The organism is Bradyrhizobium sp. A11, from assembly GCF_042077125.1.
GTDB classification, from domain to species: domain Bacteria; phylum Pseudomonadota; class Alphaproteobacteria; order Rhizobiales; family Xanthobacteraceae; genus Bradyrhizobium; species Bradyrhizobium japonicum_B.
Map to the genome: position 1 here is coordinate 1,377,570 of NZ_CP149509.1, position 11,858 is coordinate 1,389,427.

Consider the following 11,858-nt stretch of genomic DNA (forward strand, 5'->3'; position numbering starts at 1 on the left):
CGAAGCATCGTCCAGCGCGGCGTGATGCGCTGCAGAGCCGGGGCCCATGACGAACGCGTGCCGGAGCCTCTGGGTCCCGGGTCTGCGCTACGCTTGCCCGGGACACGAGAGCAGAGGCAATCCGGCAGAAGCCGTTCAGCGTCCGCGACCAATCCATGCCGCAAGCTCGCGCCACGGCTCCAGTGTCCAATGCCCGGACGCTGCACCCGACGGTGATGGCAACACGAATGTCTCCGGCCAGCTTCCATCCGAAGCCTGCCGCCCCAGCGGGATAGCAACTGATGGCCGGCCGTAAAACAAGCTCGCCGCCTTCTTGCTCGTGAACGCGATCGTCCGCGGCCGATACTTTTCCATCTTCGCCCGAAAGCCCGCCACGTCGATCGTCTCCGCCGCGATCTGGTGATCCATCCCGGCGCCCGTCTTGCAGAGATCGGTAAAGCCGATTCCGAGTTCGATCAGCGCCGCGAATTCGCTCGGCTGATAGCGCCGCGGCGTGATCCCGGCCTCATGGACCGCGCGCCAGAAGCGGTTGCCGGGATGGGCGTAATAGTGCCCGAGCTCGGCCGAGCGCGTCGAGGCGGCTGTGCCGACGAAGACGAGGCGGAGGTTGGGGTGGAGCTGGTCGGGGAGGCGGTGGGGGCTGTTGGACATTCTCGGTGCAACCAACGACTTGCATTTTGTCATGATTTACGTCGGTATTCGAACGGAGTTTGCCGACCTCAGAGCTTGGTCCCAGAGGATGCAAAGGCGCGGAATGCAAGACCAGTTCGAGTGGCCGGAGCCCGAGCACCAAGCCGACGAGGCTATTCTTCATAACGTCCGCGAGCACGGCTGCCATATCATCGGCATGGCCGATGCCGATCCGCCGTTCGCATTTTCAATCGGCCTGTTTCTGAACTATGGCCATCCTGAACTCATCATCTTCGGTCAGAACGCCGGCAATGCGCAAGCCGTCATCAACCTCATCCGCGATCGGGTCGCAGCAGGGCACAAATTCGTCGATGGCGATATCTGCGACGAAATGCTGGAGAACGGCTACAAGCTCGGCTTTTGGCAGGTGCCATTCGGGGCCTACCCTGAGTATCTCGGCACAGCGATCTGGTTTACTGGAAGTCGCGGCTGAAATTCCCCTGCCTTCAAGTGGTTTGGCAAGACGTCAATCGGCGTTTCCCTTGGGAAGCCGGTTGTTTAGCCGCCGTCAAGAAGGACCAGCCGCTGCTGAAGAGCACGGTGTCCTAAGTTTCGACGACAACAGACCTCGACCCTCATGGTGAGGAGGCGCAGAGCGCCGTCTCGAACCATGAAGGCCCGCACCTCGCGTGCAGCCATCCTCCGAGACGACCGCTTCGCGGTCTCCTCAGGATGAGGTGGTGCATGTGGACTGCTCAACGGAGCAGAGCAGGATCATCCGATCCTGCGCGCCACAGGTCGCGGCAGTTCCTTCGCCCAGCCCCAGCTCGCGACCCAATCCTTCACCTCGTTGAGCGGCACGGCGGCGCCGTTCCTTCGGAAATGATCCAGCCGCCGGCGATCCTCGGCGATGTCGGGGCCGGCAATATCGACCACGGAATCGAGCAGCGCCACGGCCTCCGCGGGCACGGCGGCGACATCCTGCCCGCGCTCGTCGGCCATCTCGCGCAACCGCGCGTCGGTGTCGATCTCCAGCGTGCGGCGAATGATGTTCATGCGATTAGAATAGGCGTGGAGGAGGTTTCTGTCGAGGCGGTTGCGTTGGAGAGATCGGTGAAGTCGACGCCTGCTGCGACGGAAATTTGTGTGGCTGATAGCGCGTAGCGTGATCCCGCGGAGCTGGTCGGAGAGGCGGTGGAGAGGGGCGCGTGCGGTGGCATCGTTGATCGTCTCATCCTAAGGGCGAGCTTGCAGCCCTCGTTCCCTGCGGTACGCTATCTACGGCAAAGGGAGATGATGCGTGGCAAGAAAATCTAGAAAAGTGAAACCTCGCTATGCGGTTAACGTTTCGATGCAAGCTTGGGATATCGCCAAGGCCGGTGCAGCTATGAGCCTTAGAGTGCGAGGCCGCAACGGGCTAATCGGTACGATCGAAATCGGTCAGGGGACTTTTGGCTGGAAAAGTGCACGAGCCAAAAGCGGCTTTCGACGCTTGCCATGGAGGGAGCTAGCAGACATCTTGGACGAGTATTCCTAAGAAGATTTGATGCTGGGTGTTTGCCTCGGGAACTCAGCAAGCGTGATAGTTTCGCTGCGTACCGTTGACCTATCAGTTAACCCGAAAATTAGGTAGGTTGCCAACGACGTTGCTTGTCTTTGAGCTCACTCTTTGCCACCTTTGTTTCGTGGAGATCTAACGAATAGAGGGGAAACGGCCAAGACTGGATGATAGTGTTACAATCGTCTTGAGCGTTGCTTCTCAAAAGGCCACCGATCTCAAGTTTCAGAAGCGTGTCGCGATTTAGATTTTGAATCTCGTCAATACTAAAATTGGGCGTCATTTTGATTGGACGCCAAATCTGCGCAATGATCTTTAGCCCGTTGACGGAAGTTGCCCCGACAGACGCTAGCGCCGTCGCTATGTGCAAGACAGGCGAAGCAAGGCTACGATATGGAAATGAAGAGGATACGACGTTATCGACCGGCGATGTCCAATATCGCCGATCATCATTGTCCCGCAAATAGTCAACGTAGAGGTCATCCTCTCGTTTCTGAAGAATTTGGTTGCGAAAAATCCAGTCGACATCGTTTGGGCCGTCGAGATAGTGCGTTTCACGCTCCAGATCGACAGCCTTCTTCATCTCGGCAAACGACAGGATTCCTCCCCATTTGCAAATCTCGACGTAGATGCCTTTTGGCAAATGGCGATAGAAATACTGCAATTGGCGAGCGCGATCGTTTCGCCGGTCTAATGGGCATCTAACTGCGTCTACTAATATCAAGATCTTTGCAGCTTCTTCCTCCGCCAAATTCCCTAAGATCTTCGCGGGATACTCATTATCTCCCCGCGATAGCGAAAGGGCTGCACTATTTAGCTGGTCAATTCCTTTGATGAGATGATTGATACCTGTTGAGATCTCTTCGAACAGGGCTTCATCTGAAAGCTGATCAAGGTCGCCAATAGCTCTTTCCATGCTCCGCTCCAAAAATACTGTGCGAGGGGACGGCGCAGGCTGAGATCGCTGTGCTTGTCCGGGCTGGGCTTATTAGTGCCAAACTTTGACTGATGCAGAGTCGATGTACTCAACCGCAATTTTATCGTTTCGTTCACGGAATTTAGCCAGCCGTTCCTTGACCCCTTGCAGGTTTGCGTCGGGCTGATAAACGCAGACGAACAGCTTCGTCAGGCCGCTTTCGAATATTGCGTCATAAAGATGGAAGTCATTCTCAGCGACTGAATGCCCGAATATGAAAAGCGAGCCGGTCAGAGCTCTCAGCTTATCGTAGCAATGGCGAAAGTAGGGGACGGAATTTATCCGTTCCATCTTTTGTAACGCAGTTCCTTCCGCCACGAAGAGGGGTAACTCTTGCCGAGCTCTAATTGTATCCGAGATGTCGGAAATGATCGTACCGGTAGTCACCACCCTCTTTAGGGCATCCCGTTGAGGGCCAAGGAAAAGATGCAATGCCCCATGCAGGTAAAAGGTATTGCACGCGGCACTCAAGCTAAACGTGCGAAAACCCTCTACGGTTTCTCCTCGGCCAAATCCGTCAGTAAATACCTGTCCGCCCATCTTGAGGACAACCCAATAGAGCAGAAGATCGTAGTTGACCGTGAATATATTCTGAAAACTTCCAAGGAAGGCTGCGCATTTCTTCCTTTGGACCTCAGGAATATCAAACTGAATTCCGGGATGAACTTCTCTAATGGCATGAATAAGAGATTCGCGAATTGTGGCAGCGTCACCTCTGAAAAGATCGGCTCTATCGCCAGATCCATAAGCATCTTCGACCTGAGCGGCATCTTGCAAAGCTCGCATAACTAGCTCGAAGTCGACAGTGGCGAGCGTATTGAATAGCTGCCGGATCGGAGTGTCGGGTTGTAATCCCGACTTCTCTATCAAGCTCGAATAAGAAAATTGCCCGCCGGCTTGAGCAATCGAGAAGCCGTTTCCAACAAGCAGAGAGCGACTCTTATCGGACTTCTTAAGCGCGTCGTCATATGAGATCGTCATTTCGCTGATCCTTAGGTCAGTGTCGTTACTATAAGTAGATCAAAATACACAATTCAATCGTTAGCTATATAGAAAAGGCCGAGCTTTGCTCGGCCTTTCACCATTGGGATTGGTAGGCAAGAGCCTACAATCTGTGTGAGCTCTCACAACACCCGATTACTCTCCTTCACCTTCTCCGCATCCAGATACAAGCTCTCGCCCATCTCCTTGAACTTCGCGCTCATCTTCGCCATGCCGTCCTCGGCGGTGCCGGCCATCGACATCCCCACCGAGTTCGGATCGTTCAGCGTCGCCGCATAATCCCGCACGTCCTGCGTGATCTTCATCGAGCAGAACTTTGGGCCGCACATCGAGCAGAAATGCGCGACCTTGTGGGCTTCCTTCGGCAGGGTCTCGTCGTGGAAGTTCTTGGCGGTCTCGGGGTCGAGGCCGAGGTTGAACTGGTCGGTCCAGCGGAATTCGAACCGGGCGCGGGAGAGGGCGTCGTCGCGCAGTTGCGCGGCGGGGTGGCCCTTGGCGAGGTCGGCGGCGTGGGCGGCGATCTTGTAGGTGATGACGCCGGTCTTGACGTCGTTGCGGTCGGGCAGGCCGAGATGCTCCTTCGGCGTGACGTAGCAGAGCATGGCGCAGCCGAACCAGCCGATCATGGCGGCGCCAATCCCTGAGGTGATGTGGTCGTAGCCCGGCGCGATGTCGGTGGTCAGCGGTCCCAGCGTGTAGAACGGCGCCTCGCCGCACTCCTTCAGCTGCTTGTCCATGTTGATCTTGATCTTGTGCATCGGCACGTGGCCGGGGCCTTCGATCATGACCTGGCAGCCCTTGTCCCACGCGATTTTTGTCAGTTCGCCGAGGGTTTCGAGTTCGGCAAATTGGGCGCGGTCGTTGGCGTCGGCGATCGAGCCGGGGCGCAGGCCGTCGCCGAGCGAGAACGAGACGTCATACTTGCGCATGAGGTCGCAGATCTCGTCGAAATGCGTATAGAGGAAGCTTTCCTTGTGATGCGCCAGGCACCACTTCGCCATGATCGAGCCGCCGCGGGAGACGATGCCGGTGACGCGGCTGGCGGTGAGGTGGATGTATTGCAGGCGCACGCCGGCGTGGATGGTGAAATAGTCGACGCCCTGCTCGCACTGCTCGATCAGCGTGTCCTTGTAGAGCTCCCAGGTCAGCTTGACGGGATCGCCGTTGCACTTCTCCAACGCCTGATAGATCGGCACGGTGCCGATCGGCACCGGCGAGTTGCGCAAAATCCATTCGCGGGTGGTGTGGATGTTGCGGCCGGTGGAGAGGTCCATCACGGTGTCGGCGCCCCAGCGGATCGCCCACACCATCTTCTCGACCTCTTCCTCGACCGACGAGGTCACCGCCGAGTTGCCGATATTGGCGTTGATCTTGGTCAGGAAGTTGCGGCCGATGATCATCGGCTCGAGCTCGGAATGGTTGATGTTGCAGGGGATGATGGCGCGGCCGCGCGCGATCTCGTCGCGCACGAACTCGGGCGTGATGAAGGCGGGCACGGAGGCGCCGAAGCTTTCGCCGTCGGCAAGCGCGGCTTCCGCGCGCTCGAGCTGTTGCTTGCGGCCGAGATTCTCGCGCGCGGCGACGTAGATCATCTCCTTGGTGACGATGCCGGCGCGGGCGAATTCGAGCTGGGTGATCTTGTGGCCGTCGAGGCCGCGCAAGGGCTTGTGATAGGCCGAGAAGGCGCGCGCGGCCTTGTCGGTGGAGACGCTGCCATTGTCCTCCGGCTTGATCTGCCGGCCCTCATATTCCTCGACGCCGCCGCGCTCCAGCACCCATTGCTTGCGATTGCGCGCTAGGCCGGCATTGACATCGATGGTGACGGAGGGGTCGGTGTAGGGGCCCGAGGTGTCGTAGACCGGCAGGTTGGGCTCGCCCGCGCCTTCGGACAGGATGATCTCACGCAGCGGCACGCGCAGGTCCGGCGCGGCGTCGGGGGTGGCGAAGATCTTGCGCGAGGAGGGCAGCGGGCCGGTGGTGACGGCAGGGACGGTTTTTTCGGGATTGGAGCGGATGTTCATGGGATCCTCCGGTTTAATTCGTATGCGGTGTTTGATCTCGTCATCCTGAGGCGCGAGCGTTGCGGCGCGTCCGCGCCGCAACGAGAGCCTCGAAGAATGAACGAGCCGGGCCGTCGCCCTTCGAGGGCCGCTGAAGAAGCGGCCACCTCAGGGTGACGGTCGAATAGGGGCGGACATGCATCACGCCGCCTCCTGCGACAGGCCGAGCCATTGCCGCACGCGGGCATCCGGGTCGGGGTTTTGGGTGACGTCGCTGACGACAGCGATGGAGTCCGCGCCGGCCGCAAAGATCTCCGCGGCGTGCTCGAACTTGATGCCGCCGATCGCGACCAGCGGGATGGTGCCGATGCGCTTCTTCCATTCGGTGATCTTGGGAATGCCCTGCGGCTCGAAGCGCATCGATTTCAAGGTGGTGAAGAAGATCGGGCCGAGCGCGACGTAGTCAGGCTTTGCCTTGAGCGCGGTTTCAAGCTCGGCATCGTCATGGGTGGAGATGCCGAGTGACAGGCCGGCTTCGCGGATCGCCTTGAGGTCGGCCTCGGCGAGATCCTCCTGGCCGAGATGCAGATATTTTGCGTCGGCGACGATCGCAGCGCGCCAATAATCGTTCACGACCAGCTTGGCTTGCGTGCCTTTCGTGATCGCCAGTGCGTCGGTGACCATCTGCAAGGCCTGGCCGTCGTCGAGCTCCTTGGCGCGCAGCTGGATGGTGCCGACGCCGAGCTTGGTCAGACGTTCGACCCATTGGAGGCTGTCGACGACGGGATAGAAGCGATCAGGATACGGCATGCCAGAACGGGGTCCCAACGACAGGAGTGGAGGGGGAAGCGAAGTCGCGGGCGTTCATCAGCCCGGCCTCGAAGGCGGTGCGGCCGGCCTCGATACCGAGGCGGAAGGCCTTGGCCATCGCGACCGGGTCGGCAGCCTTGGCGATGGCGGTGTTAAGCAGCACGGCATCATAGCCGAGCTCCAGCGCCTGCGCGGCGTGGCTGGGCGCCCCTAAACCGGCATCGACCACCAGCGTGATGTCGGGCAGGCGCTCGCGCAGCAGCTTCAGCGCATCGCGGTTGGTGATGCCCTTGGCGCTGCCGATCGGCGCGGCCCACGGCATCACCACCCTGCAGCCGGCATCGACCAGGCGATTGGCGACCGAGAGATCCTCGGTGCAATAGGGGAACACCTCAAAGCCGTCCTTGATCAGGATGCTGGCGGCTTCGACCAGGCCAACGACGTCGGGCTGCAGCGTGTCGTTGTCGGCGATGACCTCGAGCTTGATCCAATTGGTGCCGAACAGCTCGCGCGCGAGCTTGGCCGTGGTCACCGCCTCGCGCACGGTGCGGCATCCCGCGGTGTTCGGCAGCACGGTGACGTCGAGCTCGCGGATCAGCTTCCAGAACGCATCGCCAGTCTTGCCGCCGGCGGATTCGCGGCGCAGCGACACCGTGACGATGCCGGCGCCGGACGCCCGGATCGCCTCCTGCATGATCGCCGGCGAGGGATAGAGCGCGCTGCCGATCAATAGGCGCGAGGCGAAGGTCTTGCCGTAGAAGGTCACCATGTGGAAGGTGTCTCCGCTTTGGCTCCCTCGCCCCGCTTGCGGGGCCGCGACGAGCTTCGCTCGCGCTGGGAGGGTTGGGGTGAGGGGGAGCCTCCGCAGGGGCGGTGAGAGTCGGACTCGCGGAGAGTCCCCCTCACCCGGAATTTGCTTTGCAAATTCCGGCCTCTCCCCGCAGGCGGGGAGAGGCGAAGGAAGGCGACAGCATCGTTCATCCTCACCCTCCCTGCCGCGGCGTGATGATCTCGATCTCGTCGCCGGCCTTCAGGCTCGTCTCGGCCCAGCGGCTTTTCGGCACGACGTCGTAGTTGAGCGCGATCGCGAAATGGGTGCCCTCGTAGTCGAGCTCGGACAGCAGCGCATCGACGCTGGCCGCGTTCACCTCGCGCTGCTCGCCGTTGACGATCAAACGCATGGCGCAATCACCCGCATTGCATCACCTCGTTGTCGATCTGGCCGCGCTCGACATAGGCGAGCGTCAGCTCGGCGAGCGCAGGGGCGATCAGGAAGCCGTGGCGGTAAAGGCCGTTGACGGAGATCGTCCTGCCGCGAATGCCGATGCGCGGCAGGTTGTCAGGATAGGCGGGACGAAGCCCCGAGCCGAACTCGACGATGCGGGCTTCGCCGAAGGCCGGGTGCACGGTATAGGCGGCGCCCAGCAGCTCCAGCGCGGAGCGGACGCTGACGCCGGTGTCCTCGGCCTCGATCGAGGTCGCGCCCAGCATGAACAGATTGTTCTCGCGCGGGATCACGTAGAGCGGCCAGCGCGGATGCATCAGCCGCACCGGGCGCGCCAGCTGCACCTCGGCCGTCTCGATCAGGATCATCTCGCCCTTGACGCCGCGAAGCTCGCTGTGCTCGTCGCGGGCACCGAGGCCGCGGCAGTCGATCACGATGCCGTCGGGGTCCTTGGCGAGATCGCTTGCGGTCACGTCGCTTTCGAACTTAATGGTGCCGCCGGCGGCACGGATGCGCTCGTGCAGCTGCGGCAGCACGCGGCGCGGCTCGACATGGCCTTCGGCCGGGAAGAACAGCGCGTCGCGGAAGCGGCCCTCCAGCGACGGCTCGAGCGCGGCAAGGCCGGCGGCGTCGAGCCGGCGGTGGTCCTCGGTCATGCGGGCAAAGCGCTCGAAGTCGTTGCGCTCGCGCGGATGGGCGACGACGAGCGAGCCGTTGAACGGCGTGTCGGGCAGCTCGCGCCGCCAGATATCGAGCGAGCGCAGCCCCAGGCGGCTGATGATGGGCTCGGCGACCTCGGCCTCGCAATAGGGCGCGAGCATGCCGCCGGCCCAATGGCTGGTGGCGTCCGTCATCGCCTCGTCACCGCGCTCGTGCAAGGTCACGGCATGGCCGGCCTGTGCGAACAGCAGGGCCTGCCAGGCGCCCGCAATGCCTGCGCCGATGATGGATACCGGTGAATCCGGTCGCTTGGTCTTCTGCAACATCCCTGTCCCTTCGCCGGCATGACCCGGATCAGGTTCAAAGGGTCACCGCGGTCCTGGCAAGCCGGTTGATCGGCATTGCCCATTTAGCGGTATCTCAGCTCCTCCTCGGAGCACCCCTCGGAACGGTGCTAATGTAGGACAGTGGGGCGGGGCGGTCAACGCGTTAGGTGGAAACCCTGCCCCGGACGCAGCGCATCACGCAGTGGTGCGCTGCTGAGCCGGGGCCCATGCTCATGCGGGATGCTGGGTCCCGACTCTGCGCAGCAGCGTTGCACGCTGCAGCGCGTCCGGGACACGGGAGTCACCGCGAGGCCTGCGCCCGCGCGTTGCGGACGCGCTGGGCCAGCTTCCGGTGCGGAGTGGCGGCGAACATCGGTTGCGGGTTGCCGTTCGGCTCGAGCCAAAGTTGACCCATACCCCCCTGGCCCATGCTGCTGTCGCTCATGGTGGCGAGCTGCACCGCGTCCTGGCGCTGGCGCTTGGCGACGTAATAATAGCCGCCGGCGAAATAGCGCACGGCGCGGTCGTGGTCGCCATTGGCGGCGCGATAGGCGCCGGCGAGGTATTTCACGGCGTAGGTGAGGTTGGTGTTGGGATCGCGCAGGCCGGCGGCGTCGCCGGTGTAGCCGACGCCGCGGGCGGTCGCGAGCTTGATCTGCATCAGGCCGATGGTGCCGCCGCGGCCGACCAGGTGCGGCTGATAGCGGCTCTCGCGCATGATCACGCGATGAACCAGCGCTTCGGGCACGCCGTTGGCGCGGGCATGGGCCGCGACCATCTCGGCATAATCGGCTTGGCCGGCGAACGCGGCTTGCGGCAATGTCAGTCCGGCTGCGAGCAGCGCGGCAATGCGTAGAATTTTCATCAGATATTCCTTAGGCCCTTGGGCCCTTGGTGTGACCTGCGCCCGGCCGCCGTTAGGCCTTCCGAACGCGGCGATGATGTGACCAAACGCCGCCAATGGCGATTTTGCGGCGCCGAGCCGCTTTGACGACTCAATGCCGGGCTATGGGTTCCCTCAGGCGGATGCCCGCTCGCGGCAGCAAGGCTGTCTATTCGCGCGGGCGCGCGAAAGCGAGTAAGAAGACGCCGCAAATCGGGAGAGGTGCCATGCCGAAAGCAATCCTCAGCGACACCCCCAGGCAGAACCCCTGTGCCCAGTGCGGCACGCCGATCCCGCGGCCCGACTGGATCGAGCCGGGCGAGGGACGCGTTTCGTATCTCTGGACCTGCCAGGCCTGCAATTACCGCTTCGAGGCGGTGGCCATCTACGACGAGACGGCCGTCGAGCACCCGCCGCTCGCGGCGTAAGGCCTTCCGCCAAGCAGCGCGCGAGGTCTACGCTGCCAGGCGCGGCTGCTGCCACAGCGGCAATTGCATCCGCACGATCAGTCCGTGCGGGACGCGGTCGTGCAGCGACAGCTCGCCGCCATGGGCGAGCGCGATGGCACGCGCGATCGACAGGCCGAGCCCGAAGCCGGTGGACTCGTCCATGGTGCGGGCATCATCGCCGCGCACGAACGGCTCCAGCATCTCCTGCTTGCGCGCATCCGAAATGCCGGGACCGTCGTCCTCGACGTCGATGACGAGCGCGCTGTCCGAGACGACGAGCCGGATCGTCACCTCGGCGCCGAAACGCACCGCGTTCTCGACGAGATTGGTGACGCCGCGATGCAGATCGTCGGGCCGCGCGGCAGCGGTTGCCGATGCGGGCCCATCGTAACGCACGACATGGCCCATGTCGCCGAACTGGTCGGCGATGAGCTGGAGCGTGCTCGCGATGTCGACTAGCGTCGCGGCCTCGACCTTGCGGTCGTTGCGCAGCAGCGACAGCACCGATTCCAGCATCGCGCGCATCTGGTCGAGGTCGATCAGCATGCGCTTGCGGTGGCCCTCGTCCTCGATGAACTCGGCACGCAGGCGCAGCCGCGTGATCGGCGTGCGCAGATCGTGGCTGATCGCAGCCAGCATCCTGGTGCGATCCGACATCAGCCGCGCGATCCGCTCGTGCATGCGGTTGAACGCGCGCGCCACCGAGCGGATCTCTTCCGGCCCGCGCTCGGGCAACGGCTCTGCCCCGCCCTCCAGGCTGAAATTCTCGGCGGCCTCGGCGAAGGACGACAGCGGCGCGGCCAGCGCGCGCGCCGCCCACAGGCCGAGCACGGTGACGCAGATGAAGACGGTCATCAGCGCCATCAGCCACGGCGCGCCCCAGAACCATGGCCGCGGCCCGCCATCGACATGCCCGGCGATCATGCTGCCGTCGGGCAACTCGACGCCGATGCGGGCTCCGGGACCGTTCGAGGTCAGCTGGACCGCCTTGTAGCCGCGCCCGAGATGACGGCGCATCCCGCGCAGGGGTTGATTGTCGCTCTCCTCGACGCTTGCGGTGCCAGGGGCTAGCATTTCGATACCGAGCTTGGGGAAGGCGCGCGCGAGATCGGCGAGGAGGCGCGGGCGCTCGCCGGCCTCGGCCGCGCCGAGCAGCAGCGCGGCATCGGCCAGTTGATGCGCGCCGTCCGGCGGCGCGTCGGAGCGGTCCGGCCGGCTGACCAGGAAGGCGGTGGTGACGACGAGATGGAGCGCGACGGTCGACGCCAGCACCAGCGCGGCGATCTGCCCGCCGATCCCCTTGAGGTGGAAGAACCCGAACGACTTCATCGTCGGCGTC

At 62.7% G+C, this 11,858-nt stretch carries 13 protein-coding genes and 1 riboswitch; of the genes, 2 read left to right on the top strand and 11 right to left on the bottom strand.

The window, feature by feature from the left end; genetic code table 11:
* Window positions 1-135: 135 nt before the first annotated feature.
* Window positions 136-651 (bottom strand): mismatch-specific DNA-glycosylase, encoded by a 516-nt coding sequence (locus tag WI560_RS06385; RefSeq protein ID WP_375307313.1) that lies wholly within the window; start codon window positions 649-651, stop codon window positions 136-138.
* Window positions 652-754: 103 nt separating this feature from the next.
* Here WI560_RS06385 and WI560_RS06390 point away from each other — a divergent pair, with 103 nt between their 5' ends.
* Complete coding sequence (locus WI560_RS06390; RefSeq protein WP_375307314.1) at window positions 755-1,123, top strand: DUF4262 domain-containing protein; 369 nt, start codon at window positions 755-757, stop codon at window positions 1,121-1,123.
* Window positions 1,124-1,404: 281 nt separating this feature from the next.
* On the opposite strand, the gene WI560_RS06395 is transcribed toward WI560_RS06390, so the two are convergent.
* The 9 genes from WI560_RS06395 to WI560_RS06435 form a co-directional block, all read right to left on the bottom strand.
* The gene (locus tag WI560_RS06395; protein WP_375307315.1) at window positions 1,405-1,686 is read right to left on the bottom strand and encodes a hypothetical protein; all 282 of its coding nucleotides are present in this window, start codon (window positions 1,684-1,686) and stop codon (window positions 1,405-1,407) included.
* A 569-nt stretch (window positions 1,687-2,255) separates the two neighbouring features.
* A complete protein-coding gene (locus WI560_RS06400) occupies window positions 2,256-3,104 on the bottom strand; it encodes a hypothetical protein (protein WP_375307316.1) in 849 nt (282 codons plus the stop codon).
* Window positions 3,105-3,176: 72 nt separating this feature from the next.
* Entirely contained in the window at window positions 3,177-4,145 is a 969-nt protein-coding gene (locus tag WI560_RS06405; protein ID WP_375307317.1) for a DUF4917 family protein, read from the bottom strand.
* Between the two features lie 143 nt (window positions 4,146-4,288).
* A complete protein-coding gene (thiC, locus tag WI560_RS06410; protein ID WP_375307318.1) occupies window positions 4,289-6,187 on the bottom strand; it encodes a phosphomethylpyrimidine synthase ThiC in 1,899 nt (632 codons plus the stop codon).
* Window positions 6,188-6,367: 180 nt separating this feature from the next.
* Window positions 6,368-6,976: a thiamine phosphate synthase gene (locus WI560_RS06415; RefSeq protein WP_375307319.1), complete on the bottom strand. Its 609-nt coding sequence runs from the start codon at window positions 6,974-6,976 to the stop codon at window positions 6,368-6,370.
* On the bottom strand, window positions 6,963-7,745 hold the full coding sequence (locus WI560_RS06420; protein ID WP_375307320.1) for a thiazole synthase: 783 nt from the start codon (window positions 7,743-7,745) through the stop codon (window positions 6,963-6,965). The genes WI560_RS06415 and WI560_RS06420 overlap by 14 nt, the downstream gene beginning before the upstream one ends.
* Before the next feature lie 214 nt (window positions 7,746-7,959).
* Window positions 7,960-8,157, bottom strand: coding sequence for a sulfur carrier protein ThiS (gene thiS, locus WI560_RS06425; protein WP_126255223.1), 198 nt, complete (start codon window positions 8,155-8,157; stop codon window positions 7,960-7,962).
* Between the two features lie 7 nt (window positions 8,158-8,164).
* Window positions 8,165-9,187 carry an FAD-dependent oxidoreductase gene (locus WI560_RS06430; protein WP_375307321.1) on the bottom strand — a complete coding sequence of 341 codons (1,023 nt, stop codon included), beginning with the start codon at window positions 9,185-9,187 and terminating at the stop codon, window positions 8,165-8,167.
* Window positions 9,175-9,315, bottom strand: a riboswitch (TPP riboswitch). It overlaps the preceding gene by 13 nt.
* A 173-nt stretch (window positions 9,316-9,488) precedes the next feature.
* A complete protein-coding gene (locus WI560_RS06435; RefSeq protein WP_375307322.1) occupies window positions 9,489-10,052 on the bottom strand; it encodes a transglycosylase SLT domain-containing protein in 564 nt (187 codons plus the stop codon).
* Between the two features lie 245 nt (window positions 10,053-10,297).
* Here WI560_RS06435 and WI560_RS06440 point away from each other — a divergent pair, with 245 nt between their 5' ends.
* Window positions 10,298-10,498, top strand: coding sequence for a hypothetical protein (locus WI560_RS06440; protein WP_257195524.1), 201 nt, complete (start codon window positions 10,298-10,300; stop codon window positions 10,496-10,498).
* Between the two features lie 27 nt (window positions 10,499-10,525).
* Here WI560_RS06440 and WI560_RS06445 read toward each other — a convergent pair whose 3' ends face one another.
* Window positions 10,526-11,848 (bottom strand): ATP-binding protein, encoded by a 1,323-nt coding sequence (locus WI560_RS06445; protein ID WP_375307323.1) that lies wholly within the window; start codon window positions 11,846-11,848, stop codon window positions 10,526-10,528.
* Window positions 11,849-11,858: the final 10 nt, after the last annotated feature.

Coding starts and splice junctions, on each gene's coding strand:
- WI560_RS06400 (WP_375307316.1), bottom strand. CDS start 3,104: ATGGAAAGAGCTATTGGCGACCTTGATCAGCTTTCAGATGAAGCCCTG.
- WI560_RS06435 (WP_375307322.1), bottom strand. CDS start 10,052: ATGAAAATTCTACGCATTGCCGCGCTGCTCGCAGCCGGACTGACATTG.
- WI560_RS06385 (WP_375307313.1), bottom strand. CDS start 651: ATGTCCAACAGCCCCCACCGCCTCCCCGACCAGCTCCACCCCAACCTC.
- WI560_RS06405 (WP_375307317.1), bottom strand. CDS start 4,145: ATGACGATCTCATATGACGACGCGCTTAAGAAGTCCGATAAGAGTCGC.
- WI560_RS06420 (WP_375307320.1), bottom strand. CDS start 7,745: ATGGTGACCTTCTACGGCAAGACCTTCGCCTCGCGCCTATTGATCGGC.
- thiC (WP_375307318.1), bottom strand. CDS start 6,187: ATGAACATCCGCTCCAATCCCGAAAAAACCGTCCCTGCCGTCACCACC.
- thiS (WP_126255223.1), bottom strand. CDS start 8,157: ATGCGTTTGATCGTCAACGGCGAGCAGCGCGAGGTGAACGCGGCCAGC.
- WI560_RS06415 (WP_375307319.1), bottom strand. CDS start 6,976: ATGCCGTATCCTGATCGCTTCTATCCCGTCGTCGACAGCCTCCAATGG.
- WI560_RS06440 (WP_257195524.1), top strand. CDS start 10,298: ATGCCGAAAGCAATCCTCAGCGACACCCCCAGGCAGAACCCCTGTGCC.
- WI560_RS06390 (WP_375307314.1), top strand. CDS start 755: ATGCAAGACCAGTTCGAGTGGCCGGAGCCCGAGCACCAAGCCGACGAG.
- WI560_RS06430 (WP_375307321.1), bottom strand. CDS start 9,187: ATGTTGCAGAAGACCAAGCGACCGGATTCACCGGTATCCATCATCGGC.
- WI560_RS06445 (WP_375307323.1), bottom strand. CDS start 11,848: ATGAAGTCGTTCGGGTTCTTCCACCTCAAGGGGATCGGCGGGCAGATC.
- WI560_RS06395 (WP_375307315.1), bottom strand. CDS start 1,686: ATGAACATCATTCGCCGCACGCTGGAGATCGACACCGACGCGCGGTTG.